The 22301-nt window shown below is 68.4% G+C and carries 24 protein-coding genes; 20 read left to right on the top strand and 4 right to left on the bottom strand.

Annotated elements, in window-relative coordinates; genetic code table 11:
- The 6 genes from U6958_RS31740 to U6958_RS31715 all read left to right on the top strand — a co-directional run bounded on the left by U6958_RS31740 (nucleotide 1) and on the right by U6958_RS31715 (nucleotide 5350).
- The gene (locus U6958_RS31740; protein ID WP_074920930.1) at nucleotides 1-1197 is read left to right on the top strand and encodes an MFS transporter; all 1197 of its coding nucleotides are present in this window, start codon (nucleotides 1-3) and stop codon (nucleotides 1195-1197) included.
- A gap of 199 nt (nucleotides 1198-1396) precedes the next feature.
- Nucleotides 1397-1927, top strand: coding sequence for a cupin domain-containing protein (locus U6958_RS31735; protein WP_016449821.1), 531 nt, complete (start codon nucleotides 1397-1399; stop codon nucleotides 1925-1927).
- Between the two features lie 14 nt (nucleotides 1928-1941).
- Nucleotides 1942-2796 carry an alpha/beta fold hydrolase gene (locus U6958_RS31730; RefSeq protein WP_074920857.1) on the top strand — a complete coding sequence of 285 codons (855 nt, stop codon included), beginning with the start codon at nucleotides 1942-1944 and terminating at the stop codon, nucleotides 2794-2796.
- A gap of 22 nt (nucleotides 2797-2818) precedes the next feature.
- Complete coding sequence (locus U6958_RS31725) at nucleotides 2819-3625, top strand: IclR family transcriptional regulator (protein ID WP_016449819.1); 807 nt, start codon at nucleotides 2819-2821, stop codon at nucleotides 3623-3625.
- A 54-nt stretch (nucleotides 3626-3679) separates the two neighbouring features.
- Nucleotides 3680-4477 carry an aspartate dehydrogenase gene (locus tag U6958_RS31720; protein ID WP_016449818.1) on the top strand — a complete coding sequence of 266 codons (798 nt, stop codon included), beginning with the start codon at nucleotides 3680-3682 and terminating at the stop codon, nucleotides 4475-4477.
- 111 nt (nucleotides 4478-4588) lie between these two features.
- Complete coding sequence (locus U6958_RS31715; protein WP_074920856.1) at nucleotides 4589-5350, top strand: 5'-methylthioadenosine/adenosylhomocysteine nucleosidase; 762 nt, start codon at nucleotides 4589-4591, stop codon at nucleotides 5348-5350.
- A 12-nt stretch (nucleotides 5351-5362) separates the two neighbouring features.
- On the opposite strand, the gene U6958_RS31710 is transcribed toward U6958_RS31715, so the two are convergent.
- The 3 genes from U6958_RS31710 to U6958_RS31700 all read right to left on the bottom strand — a co-directional run bounded on the left by U6958_RS31710 (nucleotide 5363) and on the right by U6958_RS31700 (nucleotide 6554).
- Nucleotides 5363-5671: an XRE family transcriptional regulator gene (locus tag U6958_RS31710; RefSeq protein ID WP_016449816.1), complete on the bottom strand. Its 309-nt coding sequence runs from the start codon at nucleotides 5669-5671 to the stop codon at nucleotides 5363-5365.
- Nucleotides 5668-6015: a type II toxin-antitoxin system RelE/ParE family toxin gene (locus tag U6958_RS31705; RefSeq protein ID WP_017406311.1), complete on the bottom strand. Its 348-nt coding sequence runs from the start codon at nucleotides 6013-6015 to the stop codon at nucleotides 5668-5670. Before U6958_RS31705 ends, U6958_RS31710 begins: the two co-directional genes overlap by 4 nt.
- A 263-nt stretch (nucleotides 6016-6278) precedes the next feature.
- Nucleotides 6279-6554: a hypothetical protein gene (locus U6958_RS31700; RefSeq protein ID WP_046989307.1), complete on the bottom strand. Its 276-nt coding sequence runs from the start codon at nucleotides 6552-6554 to the stop codon at nucleotides 6279-6281.
- Between the two features lie 554 nt (nucleotides 6555-7108).
- On the opposite strand from U6958_RS31700, the gene U6958_RS31695 reads away from it, so the two are divergent.
- From U6958_RS31695 to U6958_RS31640, 12 genes are all read left to right on the top strand, one after another.
- Nucleotides 7109-7879, top strand: a complete 771-nt coding sequence (locus tag U6958_RS31695) for an SDR family oxidoreductase (RefSeq protein WP_074920855.1) — start codon at nucleotides 7109-7111, stop codon at nucleotides 7877-7879.
- Nucleotides 7880-7891: 12 nt separating this feature from the next.
- Nucleotides 7892-8785 (top strand): IclR family transcriptional regulator, encoded by an 894-nt coding sequence (locus tag U6958_RS31690; protein ID WP_074920854.1) that lies wholly within the window; start codon nucleotides 7892-7894, stop codon nucleotides 8783-8785.
- Nucleotides 8778-9575 (top strand): SDR family oxidoreductase, encoded by a 798-nt coding sequence (locus U6958_RS31685; RefSeq protein ID WP_047217882.1) that lies wholly within the window; start codon nucleotides 8778-8780, stop codon nucleotides 9573-9575. The genes U6958_RS31690 and U6958_RS31685 overlap by 8 nt, the downstream gene beginning before the upstream one ends.
- 34 nt (nucleotides 9576-9609) lie before the next feature.
- A complete protein-coding gene (locus U6958_RS31680) occupies nucleotides 9610-11316 on the top strand; it encodes a thiamine pyrophosphate-binding protein (protein ID WP_034363429.1) in 1707 nt (568 codons plus the stop codon).
- Nucleotides 11317-11351: 35 nt separating this feature from the next.
- Entirely contained in the window at nucleotides 11352-12827 is a 1476-nt protein-coding gene (locus U6958_RS31675) for an aldehyde dehydrogenase (protein ID WP_017406709.1), read from the top strand.
- Between the two features lie 11 nt (nucleotides 12828-12838).
- Nucleotides 12839-13801 (top strand): VOC family protein, encoded by a 963-nt coding sequence (locus U6958_RS31670; protein WP_016452044.1) that lies wholly within the window; start codon nucleotides 12839-12841, stop codon nucleotides 13799-13801.
- A gap of 53 nt (nucleotides 13802-13854) precedes the next feature.
- A complete protein-coding gene (locus U6958_RS31665) occupies nucleotides 13855-14832 on the top strand; it encodes a tripartite tricarboxylate transporter substrate binding protein (RefSeq protein WP_074920853.1) in 978 nt (325 codons plus the stop codon).
- A gap of 38 nt (nucleotides 14833-14870) precedes the next feature.
- Nucleotides 14871-15092 carry a recombinase-like helix-turn-helix domain-containing protein gene (locus U6958_RS31660; RefSeq protein WP_016452043.1) on the top strand — a complete coding sequence of 74 codons (222 nt, stop codon included), beginning with the start codon at nucleotides 14871-14873 and terminating at the stop codon, nucleotides 15090-15092.
- 24 nt (nucleotides 15093-15116) lie between these two features.
- Nucleotides 15117-16142 carry an aromatic ring-hydroxylating dioxygenase subunit alpha gene (locus U6958_RS31655; RefSeq protein ID WP_016449104.1) on the top strand — a complete coding sequence of 342 codons (1026 nt, stop codon included), beginning with the start codon at nucleotides 15117-15119 and terminating at the stop codon, nucleotides 16140-16142.
- Entirely contained in the window at nucleotides 16139-17098 is a 960-nt protein-coding gene (locus U6958_RS31650; RefSeq protein ID WP_016449105.1) for a PDR/VanB family oxidoreductase, read from the top strand. Before U6958_RS31655 ends, U6958_RS31650 begins: the two co-directional genes overlap by 4 nt.
- A 77-nt stretch (nucleotides 17099-17175) precedes the next feature.
- Nucleotides 17176-18243, top strand: coding sequence for a porin (locus tag U6958_RS31645; protein WP_013804504.1), 1068 nt, complete (start codon nucleotides 17176-17178; stop codon nucleotides 18241-18243).
- A gap of 29 nt (nucleotides 18244-18272) precedes the next feature.
- Nucleotides 18273-19568: an MFS transporter gene (locus U6958_RS31640; RefSeq protein ID WP_016449106.1), complete on the top strand. Its 1296-nt coding sequence runs from the start codon at nucleotides 18273-18275 to the stop codon at nucleotides 19566-19568.
- A 6-nt stretch (nucleotides 19569-19574) separates the two neighbouring features.
- Here U6958_RS31640 and U6958_RS31635 read toward each other — a convergent pair whose 3' ends face one another.
- Nucleotides 19575-20483, bottom strand: coding sequence for a LysR family transcriptional regulator (locus U6958_RS31635; protein WP_016452042.1), 909 nt, complete (start codon nucleotides 20481-20483; stop codon nucleotides 19575-19577).
- Nucleotides 20484-20555: 72 nt separating this feature from the next.
- Between U6958_RS31635 and U6958_RS31630 the strand changes: the two genes are divergently transcribed.
- Together U6958_RS31630 and U6958_RS31625 are read left to right on the top strand one after the other, a co-directional pair.
- Nucleotides 20556-21221 (top strand): HAD family hydrolase, encoded by a 666-nt coding sequence (locus U6958_RS31630; protein WP_016449108.1) that lies wholly within the window; start codon nucleotides 20556-20558, stop codon nucleotides 21219-21221.
- A 66-nt stretch (nucleotides 21222-21287) separates the two neighbouring features.
- Nucleotides 21288-22301 carry a tripartite tricarboxylate transporter substrate binding protein BugD gene (locus U6958_RS31625; protein ID WP_016452041.1) on the top strand — a complete coding sequence of 338 codons (1014 nt, stop codon included), beginning with the start codon at nucleotides 21288-21290 and terminating at the stop codon, nucleotides 22299-22301.

Raw genomic sequence — 22301 nt, 5'->3', positions numbered from 1 at the left:
ATGAATTCGCCCATGGACACCTCCTTCGACACAGGCCTGCCACTGGGCAGGCTGCTGGCCCTGGCGATGGCAGGCTTTCTGGCCATCATGACCGAGGCCCTGCCGGCCGGCCTGCTGCCGCAGATCGGCACGGGACTGGCTGTGTCCGAAGCCATGGCCGGCCAGATGGTCACGCTGTACGCGCTGGGTTCGGTACTGGCCGCCATTCCCGTCGTGGCCGCCACGCGCGGGCTCAGGCGCCGGCCGCTGTTCATGGCGGCGGTGGGCGGGCTGCTGCTGTTCAACAGCCTCACCGCGTTGTCCGGCCACTACGGCCTGACCCTGGCCGCGCGCTTTGCCGCAGGCATGGCTGCGGGCGTGATCTGGGGGCTGGTGGCCGGCTACGCGCGGCGCATGGTGCCGCCGCATCTGCAGGGGCGCGCACTGGCCGTGGCGGGCGTGGGCCAGCCATTGGCCCTGGCGGCCGGCGTGCCGCTGGGCGCCTGGCTGGGCAGCCTGTTCGACTGGCGCGGCGTGTTCTGGGCGCTGTCGGCGCTATGCCTGCTGCTGCTGGCCTGGGTGCGGCTGGGTGTGCCGGATTACACCGGGCAGACGGCGCAGCAGCGCCTGCCCGTGGCGCGCATCCTGCTCATGCCCGGCGTGCGCCCCGTGCTGCTGGCGCTGTTCGGCTGGATGCTGGCCCACAACATGCTCTACACCTTCATCGCGCCCTTCCTGGCTTCGGCGGGTCTGGGGCAAAGGGTGGATGGGGTGCTGCTGCTGTTCGGCCTTGCGGCCATTGCCGGCATCTGGCTCACGGGCCTGCTGGTGGACCGCTGGCTGCGCGCACTCACCGTGCTGAGCCTGGCCTTGTTCGCCGTGTCTGCGTTGGTGCTGGGCCTGGCCGGGCAGTCGGCCGTGGCCGTTCTGATCGGCGTTGCGGCCTGGGGCCTGAGCTTTGGCGGCGCGCCCACGCTGCTGCAGACCGCGCTGGCCGACGCGGCAGGCGAGGGCGCCGACGTGGCCCAGTCCATGCTGGTGACGGTCTTCAACCTGGCCGTGGCGAGCGGCGGCGTGGCCGGCGGACTGCTGCTGGGCTGGCTGGGTGCCCGCGCCTTGCCCTGGGCGCTGGGGGTGTTGGCGCTGGCCTGCCTGTCCGTGGTCTGGCCGGCCAGCCATGCGGGCTTTCGGCCTGGGCGGCGCAGCATGGCTGCCTGAGGCACGGCCATCGCTGTTGCACCCGCATCGCTGTTCCCTAACAGACGGGGCAGCAAAGGGGCCACATGCCGCTGCGCATGTGGCCCTTGTTGCGTGCGATCAATCTTCCTATAATTGTTTTACCCCATGAACTGTGATTCATGGATAAAACAAATGGCGCCTTCCCCGCCATGATCCACCGACGTTGATGGAGAGACACATGTCCGAATCCGCTCAGAACACGCCCCGCACCTGGGACCAGCCCGAAGGCTCCAGCTTCGAACAATGGATGGAATCGCGCGTGGCGCGGTTTTCCACGCGCAAGTACGACTTCGACGCGCTGAAGTTCCAGGCCGACTTCGATCCCAAGTACCGCCGTGGCCAGATGCGCTACATCGGCACGGGCGGCACGGGCGTGGCTGCGGACAGCAACACCATTCCGGCCGAGCACTTCACCTTCTCCACCATGGTCATCCCGGCCGGCAATGAAGGCCCATCGCACCTGCATACCGATGTGGAGGAAGTCTTCTTCCTGATCCGCGGCAAGCTCAAGCTCGTGCTGGAGAAGGACGGCCAGCGCTTCGAGACCATCCTGACCGACCGCGACGTGGTCTCCGTGCCGCCCGGCGTGTACCGCGAGGAAATCAACATCGGCGACGAAGACGCGCTGATGTGCGTGATGCTGGGTGCCAAGAAGCCCATCACGCCCACCTATCCCCCAGAACACCCCCTGGCAAAAATCAAACGTTGAGTAGCGGGCCTGCCATGACCGCGCAGACGCTGCAACGCATGGAGCAGCGCCTTCAGGCGCAGTTCCCCGAACACCTCATCGCCCTGCCCGGTGGCGCCCAGGTCGCCTGGCGCGAGGCCGGCGACACGGCCTCGGACTTTGCCGTGGTGATGCTGCACGGCATCAGCTCGGGCGCCGCGTCCTGGATGGACGTGGCCCTGGCGCTGGCGCCGCGCACGCGCGTGCTGGCCTGGGACGCGCCCGGCTATGGCCGCTCCACGCCGCTGGCACCTGCCGCGCCCACGGGCGCCGACTACGCCCGCGTGCTGGAGCAGTCGCTGCAGGCGCTGGGCGTGCGCCGCTGCCTGCTGGTGGGCCACTCGCTGGGTGCGCTCATGGGCACGCCCTGGGCGGTGCAGGCCGGTGCCGGGCGCGTGCAGCAACTGGTGCTGATCAGCCCCGCTGGCGGCTATGGCGCACCCGGCATGGGCGAGCAGCAGGCCAAGGTACGCCAGGGCCGTCTTGCGGCCCTGCAGGAAAAAGGCATCGAAGGCCTGGCCGCCGCCATCGACCAGCGCCTGGTCTCGCCCGCCGCGCCCGAGCCCGTGCGCCAATGGGTGCGCTGGAACACGGCGCGCCTGCATGCCGCAGGCTACGCCCAGGCCGTGGAACTGCTGTGCGGCAGCGACCTGGGGCAGGCGGCGGGGCGCCTTGCCATGCCGGTCGAGGTCTGGGTGGGAGAGCACGACGTGGTCACGCCGCCGGCTGCCTGCGCGGCCTGGGCCGCAAGACTGGGGGCGCGGTACGTTACGCTTGCGGCAGCCGGCCATGCCTCTGTCGTCGAACAACCTGCGGATGTCGCACAGAGGCTGGCCACCCTGCTGACCTGATGGCCTACCTGCCCGAATTGCGATGAGCGATACCTCCGAAACCCTCTCGAACGACAACGACCGCTACACCGTCCCCGCGCTGGAGCGCGGCCTGCGCCTGCTGGCCTGCTTCACGCCTTCGCAGCCCGTGTGGAGCGCGCCCGACCTGGCGCGCACCCTGGCGCTGCCCCGGTCCACGGTGTTCCGGATGCTGACGACGCTGGAGGGCATGGGGTATCTGCAACGCTCGGGCACCGAATACCGGCTGGGCCTGGCCGTGCTGCGCCTGGGCTACGACTACCTGTCCACCCAGCCGCTGGCCCAGCTGGCCGAGCCCGTGCTGCAGTCGCTGTGCGACCGGCTGGGCTTCACCACCAACCTGGCGCTGCTGGACGGCACCTCGGTGGTCTACGTGGCGCGCATCGCGCCGGCCGGCGCCTTCCAGGGCGCCGTGCGCGTGGGCTCGCGGCTGCCGGCCCATGCCACCGTGCTGGGCCGGGCACTGCTGCAGGACATGGACGCGGACCAGCTGCGCGCCCTGTTCGGCGGCAGCGAACTGCCCCAGTTCTCGGAAAGCACGCCACGCAGCGTGGAGCAGTTGCTGCAGTTGCTGCAGCAGGACCATGAACGCGGCTACGCCATGGGCGAGGGCTTCTACGAGCCCGGCGTCTCCAGTATCGCCGCGCCCGTGCGCGATGCGCAGGGGCGCATCGTGGCGGGCCTGGGCATGGCCGTGGCCTTCACCGAAATCGCTCCCGGCCGCATGGCCGACTGGGTGGAGCAGGTACGTGCCGCCGCCGATGAGCTGGCCGGCCACCTGCGCACCCAGCATCCCGGTTTTCTGCGCTGAACGGATGGTGGGCACACCGGCCGCCAGCGCATTCCTTCCCAGAAAGATATGACGATGAAGATTGCTGTGATTGGCTGCGGTGCGATTGGCGCCAGCGTGCTTGAACTGCTCAAGGGACATGCCGCCGTGCAGGTGGGCTGGGTGCTTGTGCCGGAAGTGACCGACGCCGTGCGCGCCACCCTGGCCCTGCATGCGCCCCAGGCGCGTGCCGTGCCTGCGCTGGCGGCCGAAGACCGGCCCGACCTCATCGTGGAGTGCGCGGGCCATGCCGCCATCGAGGAGCATGTGCTGCCCGCCCTGCGGCGCGGCATTCCTGCCGTCGTGGCCTCCATCGGCGCACTCAGCGCCCCGGGCATGGCCGAGGCCGTGCAGGCGGCGGCCGAGGCCGGAGGCACCCAGGTGCAATTGCTGTCGGGTGCCATCGGCGGCGTGGATGCGCTGGCCGCTGCGCGCATCGGCGGCCTGGATGAAGTGGTCTACACCGGCCGCAAGCCGCCCCTGGCCTGGACCGGCACGCCCGCAGAACAGCGCTGCGACCTTGCCAGCCTCAAGGAAGCCTTCTGCATCTTCGAAGGCAGCGCGCGCGAGGCCGCCCAGCTCTACCCCAAGAACGCCAACGTGGCCGCCACCCTGTCGCTGGCCGGCATGGGCCTGGACCGCACCACGGTGCGCCTGTACGCCGACCCGGGCGTGGACGAGAACGTGCACCATGTGGCCGCGCGCGGCGCCTTCGGATCCATGGAATTGACCATGCGCGGCAAGCCGCTGGCGGCCAACCCCAAGACCTCGGCCCTCACCGTCTACAGCGTGGTGCGCGCCGTGCTCAACCAGGCCACGGCCATCGCCATCTGAGCCGCGCCGGGCACAGGCTCGCGGCACAATGGGCGCTTTCGCCCCGCAGGCGGCCCCCGGGCCGCCTTTGCTTTTTGCCTGTGCCGTTGAAACGTTGAAAGAGAAGCCACCATGACCATCGCCATCCTCAGTGCCCTGCCGCAGGAACAGGAAGGCCTGGTCCATGCCCTGTCCGACGCCCAGGGCACGGCCCACGCCGGCCGCATGTTCTGGCGCGGGCGCCTGCAGGGGCACGACGTGGTCTGCGCGCTGTCGGGCATAGGCAAGGTGGCGGCGGCCACCACGGCCACGGCGCTGATCGAGCGCTTCGGCGTGCGCCGCATCGCCTTCACCGGCGTCGCCGGCGGCCTGGGCGAAGGCGTGCGCGTGGGCGATGTCGTCGTGGCCGACGAATACCTGCAGCACGACCTGGACGCCTCGCCCATCTTCCCGCGCTGGGAAATGCCCGGCTACGGACGCACGCGCCTGCCCTGCGACCCTGAAATGACCGCCGCGCTGCTGGCCGCCGCCCAGGCCTGCGTGGCCGAGGCGGGCGAAGACCTGCGCGCCGCCCACGCCACCACGGCGCCGCGCGCGCACCAGGGGCTGATTGCCAGCGGTGACCAGTTCGTGGGCACGGCGGGCGCTTCTTGCGCGCTGGCGCAGGGCCTGCGTGCTGCAGGGCATGAGGTGCTGGCGGTGGAGATGGAAGGGGCTGCGGTGGCGCAGGCTTGCCTGGACTATGGCGTGCCGTTTGCTGCGATGCGGACTGTTTCCGATCGGGCGGATGACAGTGCGCATGTGGACTTTGCGGAGTTTGTGAGGGTGGTGGCGAGTCGGTATGCGTTGCGGGTGGTGGATGGGTTTTTGCGGCGGCTGTCGGCGCAGCGCTGAGCGGTAGTGCTTTTATGCCGCTGATGCCTGGAGAACCGTCGCATCGTCCAGTTCAAAGTGCAAAGCCGTGCCAAGCGCCACGCTGGCGCGGGCCAACGTGGCCAGGGTGACGCCGGTGTCGTTTTCGTCCAGCAGGCGGTTCACCACCATGCGGCTGGTGCGCATGCGTGTCGCCATCTCGGTCTTGCTGACTTTCTGGGCTTTCATCGCCTGTGCGAATTGCGAGGAAATCACCCGCTTCACTGCGATAGCTGTGGCCTCCTCAAGCAGGCCTTCTTCTTCGAGGAAGTCATCGAAATTGCTGCCTAGATGTTTGTTCATGGGGTATTCCTCAGCTTCTTGAGCCGGTTTCTGGCAGTTGTCAGATCCGGCGCGGGGGTCTTGGCCGACTTCTTGATGAAGCCATGCAGCAGAACCATTTTTCCATTCTGGGCCGTGAATAGGACACGTGCGATGCCATCGCCAATGCTGCACCGCACCTCCCACAGTCCTGGCTCCATCTTGCGTACTACGGGCATGCCCAGAGGCCAGTTGTATTGGACAGTCTTGATATCGGCGCCGATGGCTTTGCGGTCTTCCACCGTAAGTTCAAGAAGCCAGTCACGCACGGGCTCCTTGCCGGCATCGGACCGGTAGAAGACAACGGAAAGAATGGGCTCTTCCATCGGAAAAGTGTATCTAAAAAAGTACTATTTTGCTGCGTATCTTTACTGATGACCGTGTAGCCCGTGTGTCATCGGAGGCCAAAGCCTTGACGCTGGACGCGAGGGGAATTCCTGCTACTGCGATTGCTTGGTTTCGATGCCTGGTTCCTGGCCTGGCAGCCGATGGCCCATCTTGATGCGCCAAGAAAGGTCAGGTCAAAGACGGCAACCCGAATGCCCGCGACCCCTTCGCTGCGCTCGGCCGGATGTGGCCGCACTCGTGGCTATGGGCTTTGAGTGGGGTCGCAACCTACGCTTCTGGCTTCGCCTTGCACATAGTCGGCCAGTGACTCAGCGCCATCGCGGATGGCGCGCAGTGCGTGAGCCATGGCTTGCGGACGTCGCAAGTCTTCTGGGGCATGGAGGCTGGCCAATGCAAGTTGGGCCAGGGCCCGTATTTCGTTGCAGCCTTCCTGTACCCATCCATTGGTTTCGGTGATGGTGCGAGCCAGTTGCTCGAAGCTGGCGCGTGTGGGAAGAGCGGTGCGCTGATCGTTCATGTTTTCGTACTCCTGTGCGAGACGGAAACACCCGACCTGCGTTTTCAAGCGCAGAAAGGGTGGATGGGATGTTGAAAACACGCACACAGACGTGCGGGCAGCCTTGCGGGTAGCCCCATCCCATCCAAAACCGTGTGGACGTGCGGGTGCGATGTCCACTGTCCAAGTGTTCAGACGTGACGAGGCCTCACTTTCGGGGAGGCTCTGCCGCTGTGTGTTGATGGTGTTTTCAAGCACCAGCCCCGGAACAGGGGGCCACCGAAATCATAGAGGCATTCCACAACCCCGCCTCAAACCCCAGGCCGAGCGAAGCGACGGCCCGCACCCCACTCCCCGTATGAACGCGCCCGCAGGGCGGGCATGTCCTCGCAAGCCATAAAAACGCCCCCATCCAAAACACACCCAGACACACCTCTGTCATCCATTTCCCACACGTCTCCGTGTTTTCCCCAATCCCCCCCTGCCCCATCAGTCCTAAACTCACGCTTGTTTCAAGAAAAAAGTGTCATTTCAAATTTGAAACAGACACAAACCCCCTTCGATTGAGGTACGCCATGAACACCACGCCCTCCACAGGCCAGCTTGCCGGCCGCCGCATCCTCGTCACAGGCTCGGCGCGCGGCCTGGGCTTTGCGTTCGCCAAGGCCTTTTGCGAGCAGGGCGCGCGTGTCGCCATGGCCGATCTGCGCGAGGAGCTGCTGGCCGAGTCCGTGGCCCGGCTGCGTGCGCAGGGCTTCGAGGCCCATGGCTTCGGGCTGGATGCCGGCAATCCGGAGTCGATAGAGCGCTGCGCGCAGCAGGCCGTGCAGGCGCTGGGCGGGCTGGACGGCTTGGTGAACAACGCGGCCGTGACCGATTCGGGCGGCAAGGGCATGGACGACATCGATCTGGACAAGTGGGACCAGGTGATGAACGTGAACGTGCGCGGCGTGTGGCTGATGACGCGCGCCTGCCGCGCCGCGCTGCGCGACAGCGGCCGGGGCGCCGTCGTCAACCTGGCTTCCGACACCGCGATGTGGGGCGCCCCGAACCTGATGGCCTATGTGGCCAGCAAGGGCGCGGTGATGGCCATGACGCGTTCCATGGCGCGCGAGCTGGGCGCCGACGGCATCACCATCAACGCCGTGGCGCCGGGCCTGGTGCTGGTGGAGGCCACGGAGTACGTGCCCGAGCACCGCCACCGCCTGTACATCGACCAGCGCGCGCTGCAGCGCGAGCAGCGGCCCGAGGATGTGTCGGGCGCCGTGGCCTATGCGCTGTCCGATGGCGCGCGCTTCGTGACGGGGCAGGTGCTGCCCGTCAACGGCGGCTTCGTCATGAATTGAAGGGGGTTCGCCATGAACGACACCCCCTCTTCCGGGAATGCCGAGAGCGCCGAAAGCGCGGACAACGGCGCCGACAAGTACATGGTGCCCGCGCTGGAGCGCGGCCTGCGCCTGCTGCAGGAGTTCGGGCGCGGCAATGCCACGCTGGGCGCGCCCGAGCTGGCCCGCCGCTTGCAGCTGCCGCGCGCCACGATTTTCCGCATGCTCAACACGCTGGAGGCCATGGGCTTTCTGCAGCGTGCCGAGGGCAGCAATGACTACAGGCTGGGTCTTTCCGTGCTGCGCCTGGGCTTCGAGTTCCTGTCGTCCATGGACCTGACCGAGCTGGGCCAGCCCGTGATCGCGCGGCTGTGCGGCGAGATCCGCTATCCCTGCAACATCGTGGTGCGTGATGGCCGCTCCATCGTCTACGTGGCCAAGGTCACGCCTCCCACGCCGCTGACCAGTTCGGTGCGTGTGGGCACGCGCCTGCCTGCCCATGCCACGGCCCTGGGCCGCGTGCTGCTGGCCGACCTGTCCCTGCCCGAGCTGCGCGCGCTCTACCCCGAAGACCACCTGGAAGCGCACACGCCCAAGACGCCGCGCACGGTGCTGGACCTGTTCAACCTGGTCGAGGCCGACCGCGAGCGCGGCCATGTGTTCAGCGAAGGCTTCTACGAAAGCTCCATCTGCACCATCGCCGCCCCCGTGCGCGACCACAGCGGCCGCGTGGTGGCGGCGCTGGGCACGACGGTTCCCGCGCCCCATGTGGAGGAGGGCCGTGCCGAGACCCTGATCGCCGGCGTCTGCGACGCGGCGGCCGAGCTGTCCGAGCTGCTGAACTACCGCCCGCAAGCGCAGACGCAGACGCAGACGGCACAGCTGCTTTCCCTCAATTCCCGGCGCGCAGGAGGCGGCCATGTTTGATTCCCAACTCAAGGACACCACGGCCGTCGTCACCGGCGGCTCTTCGGGCATTGGCCTGGCCACGGTCGATCTGCTGCTGTCGCAGGGCGCGCGTGTCGCCCTGTGCGGGCGCAGCGCCGAACGCCTAGAGCAGGCCGTGCAGCAACTGCGCGGGCGCCATCCCGAGGCCCGCCTGTTCGCCCAGGCCTGCGACGTGCTCGACGCCGCCCAGGTGCAGCAATTCGCGCGCGACAGCGAGGCTGCGCTGGGTCCGGCCTCCATCCTCGTGAACAACGCGGGCCAGGGCCGGGTCTCGACGTTTGCCAGCACCGACGATGCGGCCTGGACCGAGGAGCTGCACCTGAAGTTCTTCTCGGTGCTGCATCCCACGCGCGCCTTTTTGCCGCAGCTCGAGCGCACGGCTGAGCCGGCCATCGTCTGCGTCAATTCGCTGCTGGCCTCGCAGCCCGAGCCGCACATGGTGGCCACCTCGGCCGCGCGCGCCGGCCTCAAGAACCTGGTGCGCTCCATGGCCACCGAGTTCGCGCCCAAGGGCGTGCGCGTCAACGGCATCCTGGTCGGCCTGATCGAGTCCGGCCAGTGGCGCCGCCGCTTCGAGGCGCGCGAGGACCGCAGCCAGGACTGGAACGCCTGGAGCGCCGACCTCGCCCGCAAGAAGTCCATTCCGCTGGGCCGCCTGGGCTCGCCCGACGAGGCCGCGCGCGCCATCTTCTATCTCGCCACGCCCCTGTCCTCCTACACGACCGGCAGCCACATCGACGTCTCCGGTGGTCTTGCACGGCAAGCGTAGTGCTTCAGCCCCTTCACCCGATTCAAAGCAGAACATGACTTCTTCCGCATCCAAAATCACCGTCGGCGCCGTTGTGGCCCAGTTCCTCGAACACTGCGGCGTGCAGGCCGCGTTCGGGGTGATCTCCATCCACAACATGCCCATCCTGGACGCGATGCATGCGCGCGGCAGGGTCCGCTTCGTGATGGCGCGCGGCGAGGCCGGCGCCGGCAACATGGCCGATGCCTGCGCGCGTTCCACCTCCAGCCTGGGCGTGTGCATCACCAGCACCGGCCCGGCCGCAGGCAACATCGCCGGCAGCCTGGTGGAGGCCTATACGGCCGGCACGCCGCTGCTGCACATCACGGGGCAGATCGAGACGCAGTACCTGGACCAGAAGCTGTCGTACATCCACGAGGCGCCCGACCAGCTGACCATGCTGGGCGCCGTGTCCAAGGCGGCGTTCCGCGTGCGCAGCGCCGAGACCTGCCTGTCCACCCTGAAGGCCGCCGTGCAGGCCGCCATGACCGCGCCGACCGGCCCGGTGAGCGTGGAGATTCCCATCGACATCCAGCAGACCGTGATCGACATGCCGGCCGACCTGTCGCCGCTGCCGGTGGCCGTGCTGGCCCCCAGCGAGGCCGCGCTCGACGCCCTGGCCGACACGCTGGCCAAGGCACGCCGCCCGCTGCTGTGGCTGGGCGGCGGCGCACGCCACGCAGTCGCTGCCGTGCAGCGCCTGAAGGCGCTGGGCTTCGGCATCGTCAGCACGGGCCAGGGCCGCGGCATCGTGGCCGAGGACGATCCGGCCTCGCTGGGCGCCTACAACATCCAAAAGCCCGTGGAGGCCTTCTACCAGCGCTGCGACGCCATGCTGGCCGTGGGCACGCGCCTGCGCAGCAACGAGACGCTGAAGTACGAATTGAAGCTGCCGCGCCCGCTGCTGCGCATCGATGTGGACGCCGCCCAGCAGGGCCGCTGCTATGCCGATGACGGCTTTGTCTGCGGCGACTCGGCCCTGGCGCTGACGGGCCTGGCTGACCGGCTGGAGGCGCGCGGCTACAAGGCCGACCCCGAGCTGCTGGCCGACCTGCGCCAGGTGCACGACGAGGCCGTGGCCACCATGCGCGACGGCCTGGGCCCGTACAGCGTGCTGGTGCAGGAGCTGCAAAAGGCCGTGGGCCGCAACTTCAACTGGGTGCGCGACGTGACCGTCTCCAACAGCACCTGGGGCAACCGCGAGCTGCGCTTTTTCGAGCCCAACGCGGGCGTGCACGCCACGGGCGGCGGCATCGGCATGGGCATGCCCATGGCCATCGGCGCGGCCGTGGGCGCGGCCGTCAGCGGCTCGGGCCGCAAGACGCTGGGCCTGGCGGGCGATGGCGGCTTCATCCTGAACCTGGGCGAGCTGGCCACGCTGGTGCAGGAAGAGTGCGACACCCTGATCGTGCTGATGAACGACCAGCGCTACGGCGTGATCCAGAACATCCAGGACGCCTCCTACGGCGGCCGCCGCTGCTATGTGGAGCTGCACACGCCCGACTACGCGCAGCTGTGCGCCTCCATCCAGCTGCCCCATGCCCGCGTGCAAGACCTCAAAGAGCTGCCGGCGGTGCTGCAGTCGGCCTGGACGAAGAAGGGCCCCTTCCTGCTGGAGATCGACATGCGCGCCATCGGCAATTTCAAGGCCACGTTCTCTGGCCCGCCCGTGAACAAGCTGGACCAGATCCCGGCCACCACCACGGCCACCAAGGCCGCCTGAGGCGGCTGGATTCGAACGAACGAGAGAGGCTCACCATGTCGAACCTGGAACTGCTCCCCATCAATATCGCCGGCGAATGGCGCCTGGGCGGCGGCGGCGAATCCACCACGCTCTATCCCGCCACCGGCGAAGTGGTGGGCCGCCTGCGCGCGCCCAGCCTGGAGGATGTGGAGGAGGCCATCCAGAAGGCCGACCACGCCTTCCGCACCAGCGGCTGGGCCCAGAAAAAGCCCCATGAGCGCGCGGCCGTGCTGCACCGCGTGGCCCAGCTGATCCGCGAGCGCGCCGAGCCCCTGGCCCAGCTGCAGCGCCTGGACAACGGCAAGCCCATCAAGGAAACACGCATGCTGGTGGCCAGCGCCGCCGCCACCTTCCAGTTCTTTGCAGCGGCCTGCGAGACCATGGAGGAAACCATCACGCCCTCGCGCGGCGACTTCATGACCATGAGCGTGTACGAGCCCATGGGCGTGGTGGCGGCCATCACGCCGTGGAACTCGCCGATCGCCAGCGAGGCGCAAAAGCTCGCTCCGGCGCTGGCCGCCGGCAACGCCGTGGTCGTCAAGCCCGCCGAGGCCACGCCGCTGCTGGCGCTGGAGCTGGCGAAGATCTGCGAAGAGGCCGGCGTGCCCAAGGGCCTGGTCAGCGTGCTGCCGGGCCGGGGCTCGGTGATCGGCGACGCCATCACCAAGCATCCGCTGGTCAAGCGCGTGTCGTTCACGGGCGGCACGTCCACGGGCAAGCACATCGCCCACATCGCGGCCGACAAGATGATGCCGGTCTCGCTGGAGCTGGGCGGCAAGTCGGCCACCATGGTGCTGGCCGATGCCGACATCGACCATGCCGTCAACGGCGTGCTCTACGGCATCTTCAGCTCCTCGGGCGAGTCGTGCATCGCGGGCTCGCGCCTGTTCGTGGCGCGCAGCCTGCATGCCGAATTCATGCAGCGCCTGACGGCCAAGGCCGCCGCGCTGCAGGTGGGCGACCCGGCCGACGAGCGTACGCAGATGGGGCCGCTGATCACCGCCAAGCACCGCGAATCCATAGAGAGCTATGTGGCCCTGGGCCTGTCCGAGGGCGGCCGGCTGCTCACGGGCGGCCAGCGGCCCGAGGGCGCGCAGTTCGAGCGCGGCTACTACTACCGACCGACCATCATCGACGGCGTGAAGAACGACTGGCAGATCTGCCAGCAGGAGATCTTCGGCCCCGTGCTCGTGGCCATGCCCTTCGACAACGAGGACGACTTGCTCGCCCAGGCCAATGACAGCGTCTACGCGCTGGCCGCCGGCATCTGGACGCGCGACTACAAGAGCGCCTGGCGCATTGGCCGCGCCGTGCAGGCCGGCACGGTCTGGATCAACACCTACAAGCAGTTCTCCATCTCCACGCCCTTCGGCGGCTGGCGCGACAGCGGCCTGGGCCGCGAGAAGGGACGGCTGGGCATACAGCAGTACATGGAGCAAAAGAGCATGTACTGGGGCTTGAACGAGAGCCCCATCGCTTGGGCAAATTGAAGGAGCACGACATGAGCGTACTGGGCATAGACGAAATCACCTACGGCGCGGACGACCTGGCCACCTGCCGCCGCTTCTTCCTGGACTGGGGCCTGGCGCTGGTGCAGGAAGCGGACGACCGGCTGGTGTTCGAGACCCTCAACGGCTGCCGCGTGATCGTGGCCACCGTGGACCATCCCGATCTGCCGCCCGCCATCGAGGCCGGCCCCACGCTGCGCGAAGTGGTCTGGGGTGTGGAAAGCGAGGCGGACCTTGCGCTGTACGCCAGCCGCATTGCCGCGCTGCCGGGCTTCACACAGGGCCAGGGGCGCATAGGCTGCACCGACCCCAACGGCCTGTCCGTGCGCCTGCAGGTCACGCAAAAGCGTGATGTGGATGTGCAAGGCGCCGCCTACAACACCTGGGACCGCAAGGACCGCGTCAACCAGGCCAGCCCGGCCTACGAGCGCGCCCAGCCCATCGAGGTCGGCCATGTGGTGTTCTTCGTCAAGGACGTGCAGGCCTGCGAGCGCTTCTACGTGGACAACTTCGGCTTCGCAGCCTCGGACCGCTACCCCGAGCGCGGTGCCTTCCTGCGCTGCGCACCCGACGGCGGCCACCACGACATCTTCCTGCTGCAGCGCCCCGCCAAGGACGCGGGCCTGAACCACGTGGCCTTCACGGTGCGCGACATCCACGAGGTCTTCGGCGGCGGCATGCACATCTCGCGCTGCGGCTGGGACACCCAGCTGGGCCCGGGCCGCCATCCCGTGTCCTCGGCCTATTTCTGGTACTTCCGCAATCCGGCCGGCGCCCTGGTCGAGTACTACGCCGACGAGGACCAGCTCACCGCCGACTGGCAGCCCCGCGAGTTCGAGCCCGGCCCCACGGTGTTTGCCGAATGGGCCATCGATGGCGGCATCGACGGCAACACCCGGCGCCAAAAGGGCGTGGGTACCAGCGACGGGAAATTCATCACCGACAAGCGGCATTGAGACCGCGCCTGACGGCCTACCCCCACAACCCAACCACCCCACGGCCCCCCACCATGAACAAGACACGTCGCCAGGTTTCTCTTGCCGCTGCATTCCTGGCTGCAGCCACGCTGTCCGGCACCGCGATGGCCCAGGCCTATCCGGCCAAGCCCATCACCATCATCGTGGCCTATCCGGCCGGTGGCGACACCGATGCCATGGCGCGCCTGTATGCCGAGAAGCTGTCCACGCGCCTGGGCCAGCCCGTGCTGGTGGACAACCGCCCCGGCGCCAGCGGCACCATCGGCAGCGTGCATGTGGCCAAGGCCTCGCCGGACGGCTACACGCTGCTGCTGGCGCCCAATACCTTCGCCATCGCGCAGTTCGTGCTCAAGACGGCCTCGGGCTCCAGCTACGACGTGCTGCACGGCTTCACGCCCATCGTGCAGACCAGCGTGCAGCCCATGTTCGTGGCCACCAACCAGGCCTCGGGCATCAAGGACATGAAGACCCTGATCGCCCAGGGCAAGCGCGACGGCCTGACCTACGCCAGCCCCGGCAGCGGCTCGCCCATGCACATCCTGGGCGAGATGTTCCACCGCGCCGCCGGCACGCGCATCGCCCACATTCCCTACAAGGGCGTGGCACCTGCCGTCAACGACCTGATCGGCGGCCATGTGCCCACGACCTTCATGACCTGGGGACCGATCGCGCCCTACGTCGGCGGCAAGGTCGCCGCCCTGGCCGTGGCCGACAGCCAGCGCAGCGCGCTGGCCCCCAATGTGCCCACCCTGGCCGAGCTGGGCGTCAAGGATGTGGAAGTGTCCGCATGGCAGGGCCTGTTCGGCCCCAAGGGCATGTCGCCCGAGACCGTGAAGCTGCTGAACACGCACCTCAACGAGATCCTGAAGATGCCCGACGTGGTCTCCAAGATGGCCACCTTCGGCGCGCTGCCCGCAGGCGGCGAGCCCGCGCGCCTGGAAAAGACGAATGCCGCCGATTTCAATCGCTTCGGCAAGCTCATCAAAGACCTGGATATCAGGGCTGATTGAGCACCCCCCACACAAGACAGTTTTCGAAGGAGAGAACCATGGCCGCTGATCGCTATCTCGAGCCGCACCAGGCGCGCGAACGTGCCCCCACCCTGATGGAAGACCTGCTGGGCGATTCCATCGAACGCGCCTTCGGCGAAGGCGTGCAGACCCTGCCCGAACTGGTGGCCTACCTCAACCGCAGCGGCCCCTCCGGCGAGAACGGCGAGGCCTGGACCGAAGACAGCTTCCAGGCGCTGATGGCGCGGCTGGGCTATTGATACCGAGCAGGACTGGAGAGCCCCATGAACGTACAAACCATCACCATCGATCCGGTGGACGGCCTGCTCAACAAAGGCCTGAAGAACCTCTGGTACGCGGTCTGCCCCTCGGACTTCGTGAAGACCCAGCCCGTGTCCGTGCGCCGCTTCGGCCGCAAGATCGCGCTGTGGCGCGATGCCGCCGGCCAGGTCCACGCGCTGGAAGACCATTGCCCGCACCGCGGCGCGCCGCTGTCGCAGGGCGTGATCCTGGGCGACCGCCTGGCCTGCCCCTACCACGGCGTGGAAGTGCGCTGCGACGGCACCGTGACCAAGGTGCCCGGCAGCCCCGGCTGCAAGCTCGAAGGCTCGCGCGCGGCGCTGGCCTTCCATGCGCGCGAGGCGCATGGCGCCATCTTTCTCTACAACAGCGACAAGGCCGTTGACGAGGCGCCCGAGTTCACGCTGCCCGAGGAGCTGACCTCGCCCGAGTACTCCAACTTCCTGTGCTATGCCGAGTGGCGCAGCGACTACCGCTATGCGCTGGACAACGTCATGGACCCCATGCACGGCACCTTCCTGCACAAGCAGTCGCACTCCATGGCCGAGGGTGACAGCAAGGCCACGTTCCAGGTGCGCGAGACCGATGACGGCTTCGTCTTCGAGAAGGTGGGCCAGCGCGGCGTGAACTTCGACTGGACCGAGTGGGGCAGCACGGGCGTGCACTGGATGCGCCTGGAGATCCCCTATCCCAAGACCGGCGGCCCCGGCGGCAACTTCGCCATCGTGGCCTGCGTCACGCCCATCAGCGCCGACCTGTGCGCCGTGTTCTTCTGGCGCTGCCGCAAGGTGCAGGGCTGGATGCGCGACACCTGGCGCTTCCTGTACCGCAACCGCCTGGAGGCGCGCCACTGGGCCGTGCTGGAGCAGGACCGGATCATGATGGAGCAGATGGAGCTGGACGCCAACGAGCGCGAGAACCTCTACCAGCACGACATCGGCCTGGTGCGCCTGCGCCGCCACCTGCGCCGCCTGGCCCAGGAGCAGATCGACGAAGGCGCCGCATCATGAGCACCAACCTCCAGGCCTTCGTGCACACGCTGCGCTTCGAGGCCCAGGACACCATCAGCGTGGACCTGCGGCCCGTGGCGGGCGGGGAGCTTCCCGCCTTCACGCCGGGCTCGCACATCGATCTGCACCTGCCCAACGGCCTGGTGCGCAGCTACTCGCTGAGCAACCCCAGCGAGGAGCGCCACCGCTACGTGGTCGGCGTGCTGCGCGACCGCGCCAGCCGCGGTGGCTCGCGCTGCGTGCACGAGTCGCTGCGCGTGGGAATGCCCATCACCATCTCCGAGCCGCGCAACCATTTCGCGCTGGACGAAAGCGCCGCGCACACCGTGCTGGTGGCCGGCGGCATCGGCATCACGCCGCTGCTGTGCATGGCGCGCAGGCTCAAGGGCCAGGGCCGCTCGTTCGAGATGCTGTACTTCGCCCGCGAGCGCAAGGGCGCGGCCTTCCTGGAAGAGCTGCAGGCGCTGGGCATGCCGCTGCACCTGCACTTCGACAGCGAGGCCGGCGGCCCGCCCGACCTGCGCGCGCTGCTGGCCCAACGCCAGCCCGACGCGGGCACGCACCACTACGCCTGCGGCCCCACGCCCATGCTGGACGCCTTCGAGAAGTTCTGCGCCGAGCTGGGCCACGCCAACGCCCACATCGAGCGCTTCACGCCCGTGGAGGTCAAGGCCGCCGACGATGCGCGCAGCAACTACACGGTGGAGCTCAAGCGCAGCGGCCGCTTCATCGAGATCACGCCCGAGAAGTCGTTGCTCGACACCCTGCTGGATGCCGGCATCCAGATGGACCACAGCTGCTGCGAAGGCGTCTGCGGCTCTTGCGAGACGCGCGTGCTCGAAGGCATTCCGGACCACCGCGACTCGGTGCTCAGCCCCAAGGAAAAGGCCAGCAACAAAGTGATGATGGTCTGCGTTTCCGGCTGCAAGAGCGAACGTTTAGTGCTCGATATCTGAGCAGGCAATCAGACCTGCACGGCAACAACCCACCACCCCCAAGCCCCCCAAGCCACCACCCCAGAGGAGACAACCCCATGAAAACCATCCATACGCCCATGCTGGGCGTGGCGCTAGCCTGCCTGGCGTCCTTGCCCGGTGCCGCTTCGGCGCAGTCCAAGGTCGAGATCTTCGGCGTCGTCGATGTCGGCGTCACGCACCTGAACGGCTCCGGCCCGTCCAAGACCGGCCTGTCCACGGGCGGCGCCAACATCAGCCGCCTCGGCTTTCGCGGCACGGAAGAGCTGGGCGGCGGCCTGCGCGCTGGCTTCTGGCTGGAGGCGGGCATGGACGTGGACAGCGGCTCGGGCAAGGCCAGCGGTGGCGGCCTGAGCTTCAACCGCCGCTCCACCGTGAGCCTGTCGGGCGACTTCGGCGAAGTGCGCCTGGGCCGCGATGACTCGGCCACCTTCCTGAGCACGCTGATCTTCGACCCCTTCCTCACCAACGGCGTGGGCGGCACCATGGGCTTCACCATGCTGGGCATTCCCGGCACGGGCACGGCCACGGGCGGCGCGCCCATCCAGATCAGCAACGCGGTCAGCTACTTCCTGCCGCAGAACCTGGGCGGCTTCTACGGCCAGGTGCAGGTGGCCATGGGCGAGCAGGCGCGCAGCGCGCCCAACAAGAACCAGGGCGACTACCGCGGCCTGCGCTTCGGCTACCGCCAGGGCCCCTTCAACGGCGCACTGGCCACGGGCAAGTTCTATGGCGACAGCGATGCGACCAACCTCACGGCCAGCAACGTGGGCCTGAGCTGGGACTTCGGCGTGGCCAAGCCCATGCTGCTGTGGGCCAGCGAAAAGCGCGGCGCCCTCAAGGTCACCGCCCTGCAGCTGGGCGTGACCGCGCCCGTGGGCATGGGCGAGTTCAAGGCCTCCTACGGCCACTACAACACCGACGGCAGCAATGCCGACTGGAACAAGATCAGCGTGGGCTACGGGCACAACCTGTCCAAGCGCACCCAGGTCTACGGCACGGTGGCCTTCCTCAAGAACAAGGACGGCGCGGCCAAGTCCATCGGCGTGCAGGGCCTGTCGGCCCCGGGCACCACGCTGGGCGGCCGCTCCTCCGGCTTCGAGGTGGGCGTGCGCCACTTCTTCTGATACAGCCCATCGGGCGATAGAGACTTGCCATGAAAGATATGCGTGCGGCCCGCTGGTGGGGGGTGATCAGCCTCTTCATCATCGTCGCCATCTCCTATGTGGACCGGATCAACCTTTCGATCCTCATCCTCGACCAGGGATTTCTGGACCACATCGGGCTGACGCACGACGACCGCACGCGCCAGGGCCTGCTGGCCACGGCCTTCATGGTGGGCTACGGCGTTTCTTCCTTCGTGTTGACGCCGTTTTGCGCGGCGCTCTTCGGCGTGCGCCGAAGCCTGGTGGTCGGCCTGCTGCTGTGGGGCGCCGTGTCCTTTCTGTCCCCGGCCATGAACAGCTATGGCCTGCTGCTGGCCTCGCGCATCCTGCTGGGCATCTCCGAAGGGCCGCTGTACTCGCTGGCGGGCAGCTACATCAAGGCGCATTTCCAGAGCCATGAGAACGGCCTGCCCAACTCTTTCGTGAACATGGGCACGGGCCTGGGGCTGGCGGTGGGCTATCCGCTGATCGGCTACCTGGTGGCCGGCCATGACTGGCAGACCTCGTTCCACGTGCTGGGCCTGATCAATGTGGCCATCGGCATTCCGCTGGTGCTGGCCTTCATCCGCATGCCCCGCGTGGACACCGGCATGCCGCGCCCGCGCTCGCTGGGCGAGGCGGTGGGCCAGGTCGGGCAGATCGTGCGCGGCGCCATGCACACGCGCTATCTGGTGCTGGTGGCCGTGCTGTCGGCGGCCTTCTTCTCCTACCTCTGGGGCAGCAGCAACTGGCTGCCGGCCTATCTGGAGTCGCGCGGCTTTTCGCTGCGCGAGATGGGCTGGCTGGCCTCGCTGCCGCAGTACGCCACGGTATTGGCCGTGCTGGTCGGCGGCATCGTCATCGACCGCCTGCCGCGCCGCCAGGTGCCGCTGATCTTCGTCGGCGGCAGCCTGGGCCTGGCGCTGGCCATATGGCTGGCCATCCACATGGAAGACCGCTACGCGGCGGCCTACTGCCTGATCGCCGCCAACTTCTGCTGGGGCTTGATGAGCCCGGCCATTCCCAGCACCGTGCAGTACTGCGCGCGGCCCGAGCATGTGGCCAGCGCCTATGGCGTCGTCAACGGCACGGCGACCCTGGTGGCGGGCTTCATGCCTGCGCTCATGGGCGCCGTCATCGGCTGGACATCGCATTCGGCCGGCGGCGGTTTCGTTGCCGGCTTCGGCCTGCTGGTGGGCACGCAGCTGGTGGTCATGGTCTGCGGCCTGGTGCTGTGGCTGCGCGAGCGCGGCCAGGGCACCCACGGTGCCAGCGATGCCCGGGATACGTCCGCGCGCACGGCCTGACCTGCACTACAGCGCGCCCGCTGCGGCGCACTGCTCCAGAAACGTCACCAAGGCCTGCACGCGCGCCGTGCGGCCCTTGCGCGTGGGCACCAGCAGGGTGACGGGTGCGCTGCCGAAATGCCAGTCGGGCAGCACGCGCACCAGCCGGCCCTCGGCAATGGCCGGTGCCATGTCCCATTGCGAACGCAGCACCAGGCCCAGGCCCTGTTCGGCCCAGTGGCGGGCCACGCCGCCATCGTTGGTCACATAGGACGGCGTCACACGCAGGGTCTGGCCGTCCACGGCACGCCGGCTGGCGGCGGGGCGCAGGTGCCACAGCGTCACATCCTCCTCGTTCTCGCGGATGCAGATGCAGGCGTGCTCCAGCAATTCGCGCGGCGTGGCGGGCGTGCCATGGCGGCGCAGGTAGCCGGGGCTGGCGCACAGCCAGCGGTCGTTGGCAGCCAGCTCGCGCGCCACCCAGGAGGAGTCGCGCACCGCGCCGATGTGGACCACGGCATCGGCATCGTGGCGGTCGGGGAAAGGCGTTTCGCGCAGGTCCAGCTGCAGTTTCAGTTGCGGGTGCTGGCGCGTGAAGGGCACCAGGGCCGGGGCCAGCCGGCTGCGCCCATAGCCAAAGGGCGCGGCAATGCGCAGCGTGCCACCCAGCTGCCGGGCATCGCCGTGCAGCGAGTCGCGCAGCTCCTCGATCTGGCCCAGCAGCCGCACGGCCTCGCGGGCAAAGCGCTCGCCCTCGGGCGTCAGCGCCAGGCGCCGCGCACTGCGGTTGGCCAGGGACAGGCCCAGTTCGGCCTCCAGCCGGCGCAGCCGCATGGACAGTGCAGGCGGTGTCACGTCAAGCGCACGGGCCGCCGCGCTCAGCGAGCTTTCGCGCAGCAAGGCGGCGGCAAGCTGCAGGTCTTCGATGGCAATCATTCAATTTGCCTTAACGATTGATGACGGCGGATTTAACCACGACCATGGTCTTGGTCCGTACAGTGCCAAGGCATGAACACCCCATACCCCACCTCTGCCGCATGGCCCCGGGCCGTGCTCTTCGACCTGCTGACCGCCTTGCTGGACTCCTGGACCGTCTGGAATGCGGCCGCCGGCAGCGAGGCTGCCGGGCGCGACTGGCGCGCCGAATACCTGCGCCTGACCTATGGCTGCGGCGCCTACCAGCCCTATGAGGACCTGGTGCGCACGGCGGCCCGCAACCGGGGCCTGCCCGAGGCGGTGGCCGACAGGCTGGAGGCGCAATGGGAGCAGCTGCAGCCCTGGGATGGCGCACGCGAGCTGCTGGCCGCCCTGCGCCCGCACTGTCGCCTGGCCGTGGTGACCAATTGCTCCGAGCGACTGGGTCAACGTGCCGCCGCGCTGCTGGGCGTGGATTGGGATGTGGTGGTGACCTCGGAAGCAGCAGGCTTCTACAAGCCCGACCCCCGGCCCTACCAGCTGGCGCTGGACCGGCTGGGGCTGCCTGCGGGCCAGGCCGCCTTCGTGGCCGGATCGGGCTATGACCTGTTCGGCACCTCGGCCGTGGGCCTGCGTACCTTCTGGCACAACCGCGTGGGCCTGTCGCGGCCCACGGGCGCGCCGCAGGCCGAGGCCGAAGCACCCACGCTGGCGCCGGCACTGCCCTGGCTCAGGGACTTTTCCCTGCAGCAGGGTTGAACCCCGAGGGTGCAGCCGGTGCTGTGCCCGCCCTCCTATCCTGTCCACCCTTGTGAGGAGCCTGCCATGCAGCTGCGTCCAGCCCTGCCGTTGTCCCTTGTGTCCGCATTCCCGGTCCTGTCCATCGTCTGTGCCATGGCGTGGAGCCAGGGAGCCCTGGCGCAGGCCGGCGCTGCCTTTCCGGCCAGGCCGGTCACGCTGGTCGTGCCGTTTCCCCCGGGAGGCCCCAGCGATGCGCTGGCCCGTGCCGTGGCTCAGAAGATGGGGGAGCATCTGGGCCAACCCCTGGTGATCGAGAACCTGGGTGGCGCCAATGGAACCATCGGCCTGAACCAGGCGCGCAAGGCTGCCGCCGACGGCTACACCCTGTCCTTTGGCGGCATAGGCACGCATGTGGTCAATGTGGCCTTGTACCGCAAGCTGCCCTATGACCCCGTGGCCGACTTCGCCCCTGTGGGACCTGCGGGCGCGGCGCCCATGCTGCTGCTGGCGCGTGCCAATCTGCCGGCCTCCGACCTGCGCCAGTTCGCCGACTGGCTCAAGCGCAACCAGGCCGCAGCCTCCTATGGCAGCGCCGGCGTGGGCTCGATATCGCACTATGGGTGCGTGCTGCTGCTGTCGGCGCTGGGCCAAAGCCCCACCCATGTTCCCTATCGCGGGATCGCGCCTGCCATGAACGATCTCATGGGCGGACAGACCGATTTCATGTGCGACCAGACGACGACGGCGCTGCCGCAGATCGCGGGCGGCCGCATCAAGGCGATTGCGGTGCTGGGAACACAGCGCCTGGCTCAGCTGCCGGGCACGGCGGCCAGCGCCGAGGCCGGCCACCCCCTGCAGGCGCGCTCATGGAACGCGATCTTCGCACCACGCGGCACGCCGCCGGCGGTGCTCGCGCGGCTGACGCGGTCGCTGCAGCACGCCATGGGCGATGCGGGCCTGCGCGCACAGATGGCCGCGCTGGGGGTGGAGCTGCCGTCGCCCGAGCAGGCCGTGCCGGCCACGGTCTCCGCCTTGATCGAACAGGGACTGCGCAACGACGTGCCTGCCCTCAAGGCCAAAGGCCAATACCTGGATTGA

The organism is Delftia lacustris (assembly GCF_040267515.1).
Lineage (GTDB): Bacteria > Pseudomonadota > Gammaproteobacteria > Burkholderiales > Burkholderiaceae_C > Comamonas > Comamonas tsuruhatensis.
Note: the sequence above shows the minus strand (reverse complement) of the source record. Positions and strands in the feature narration are given on the sequence as shown.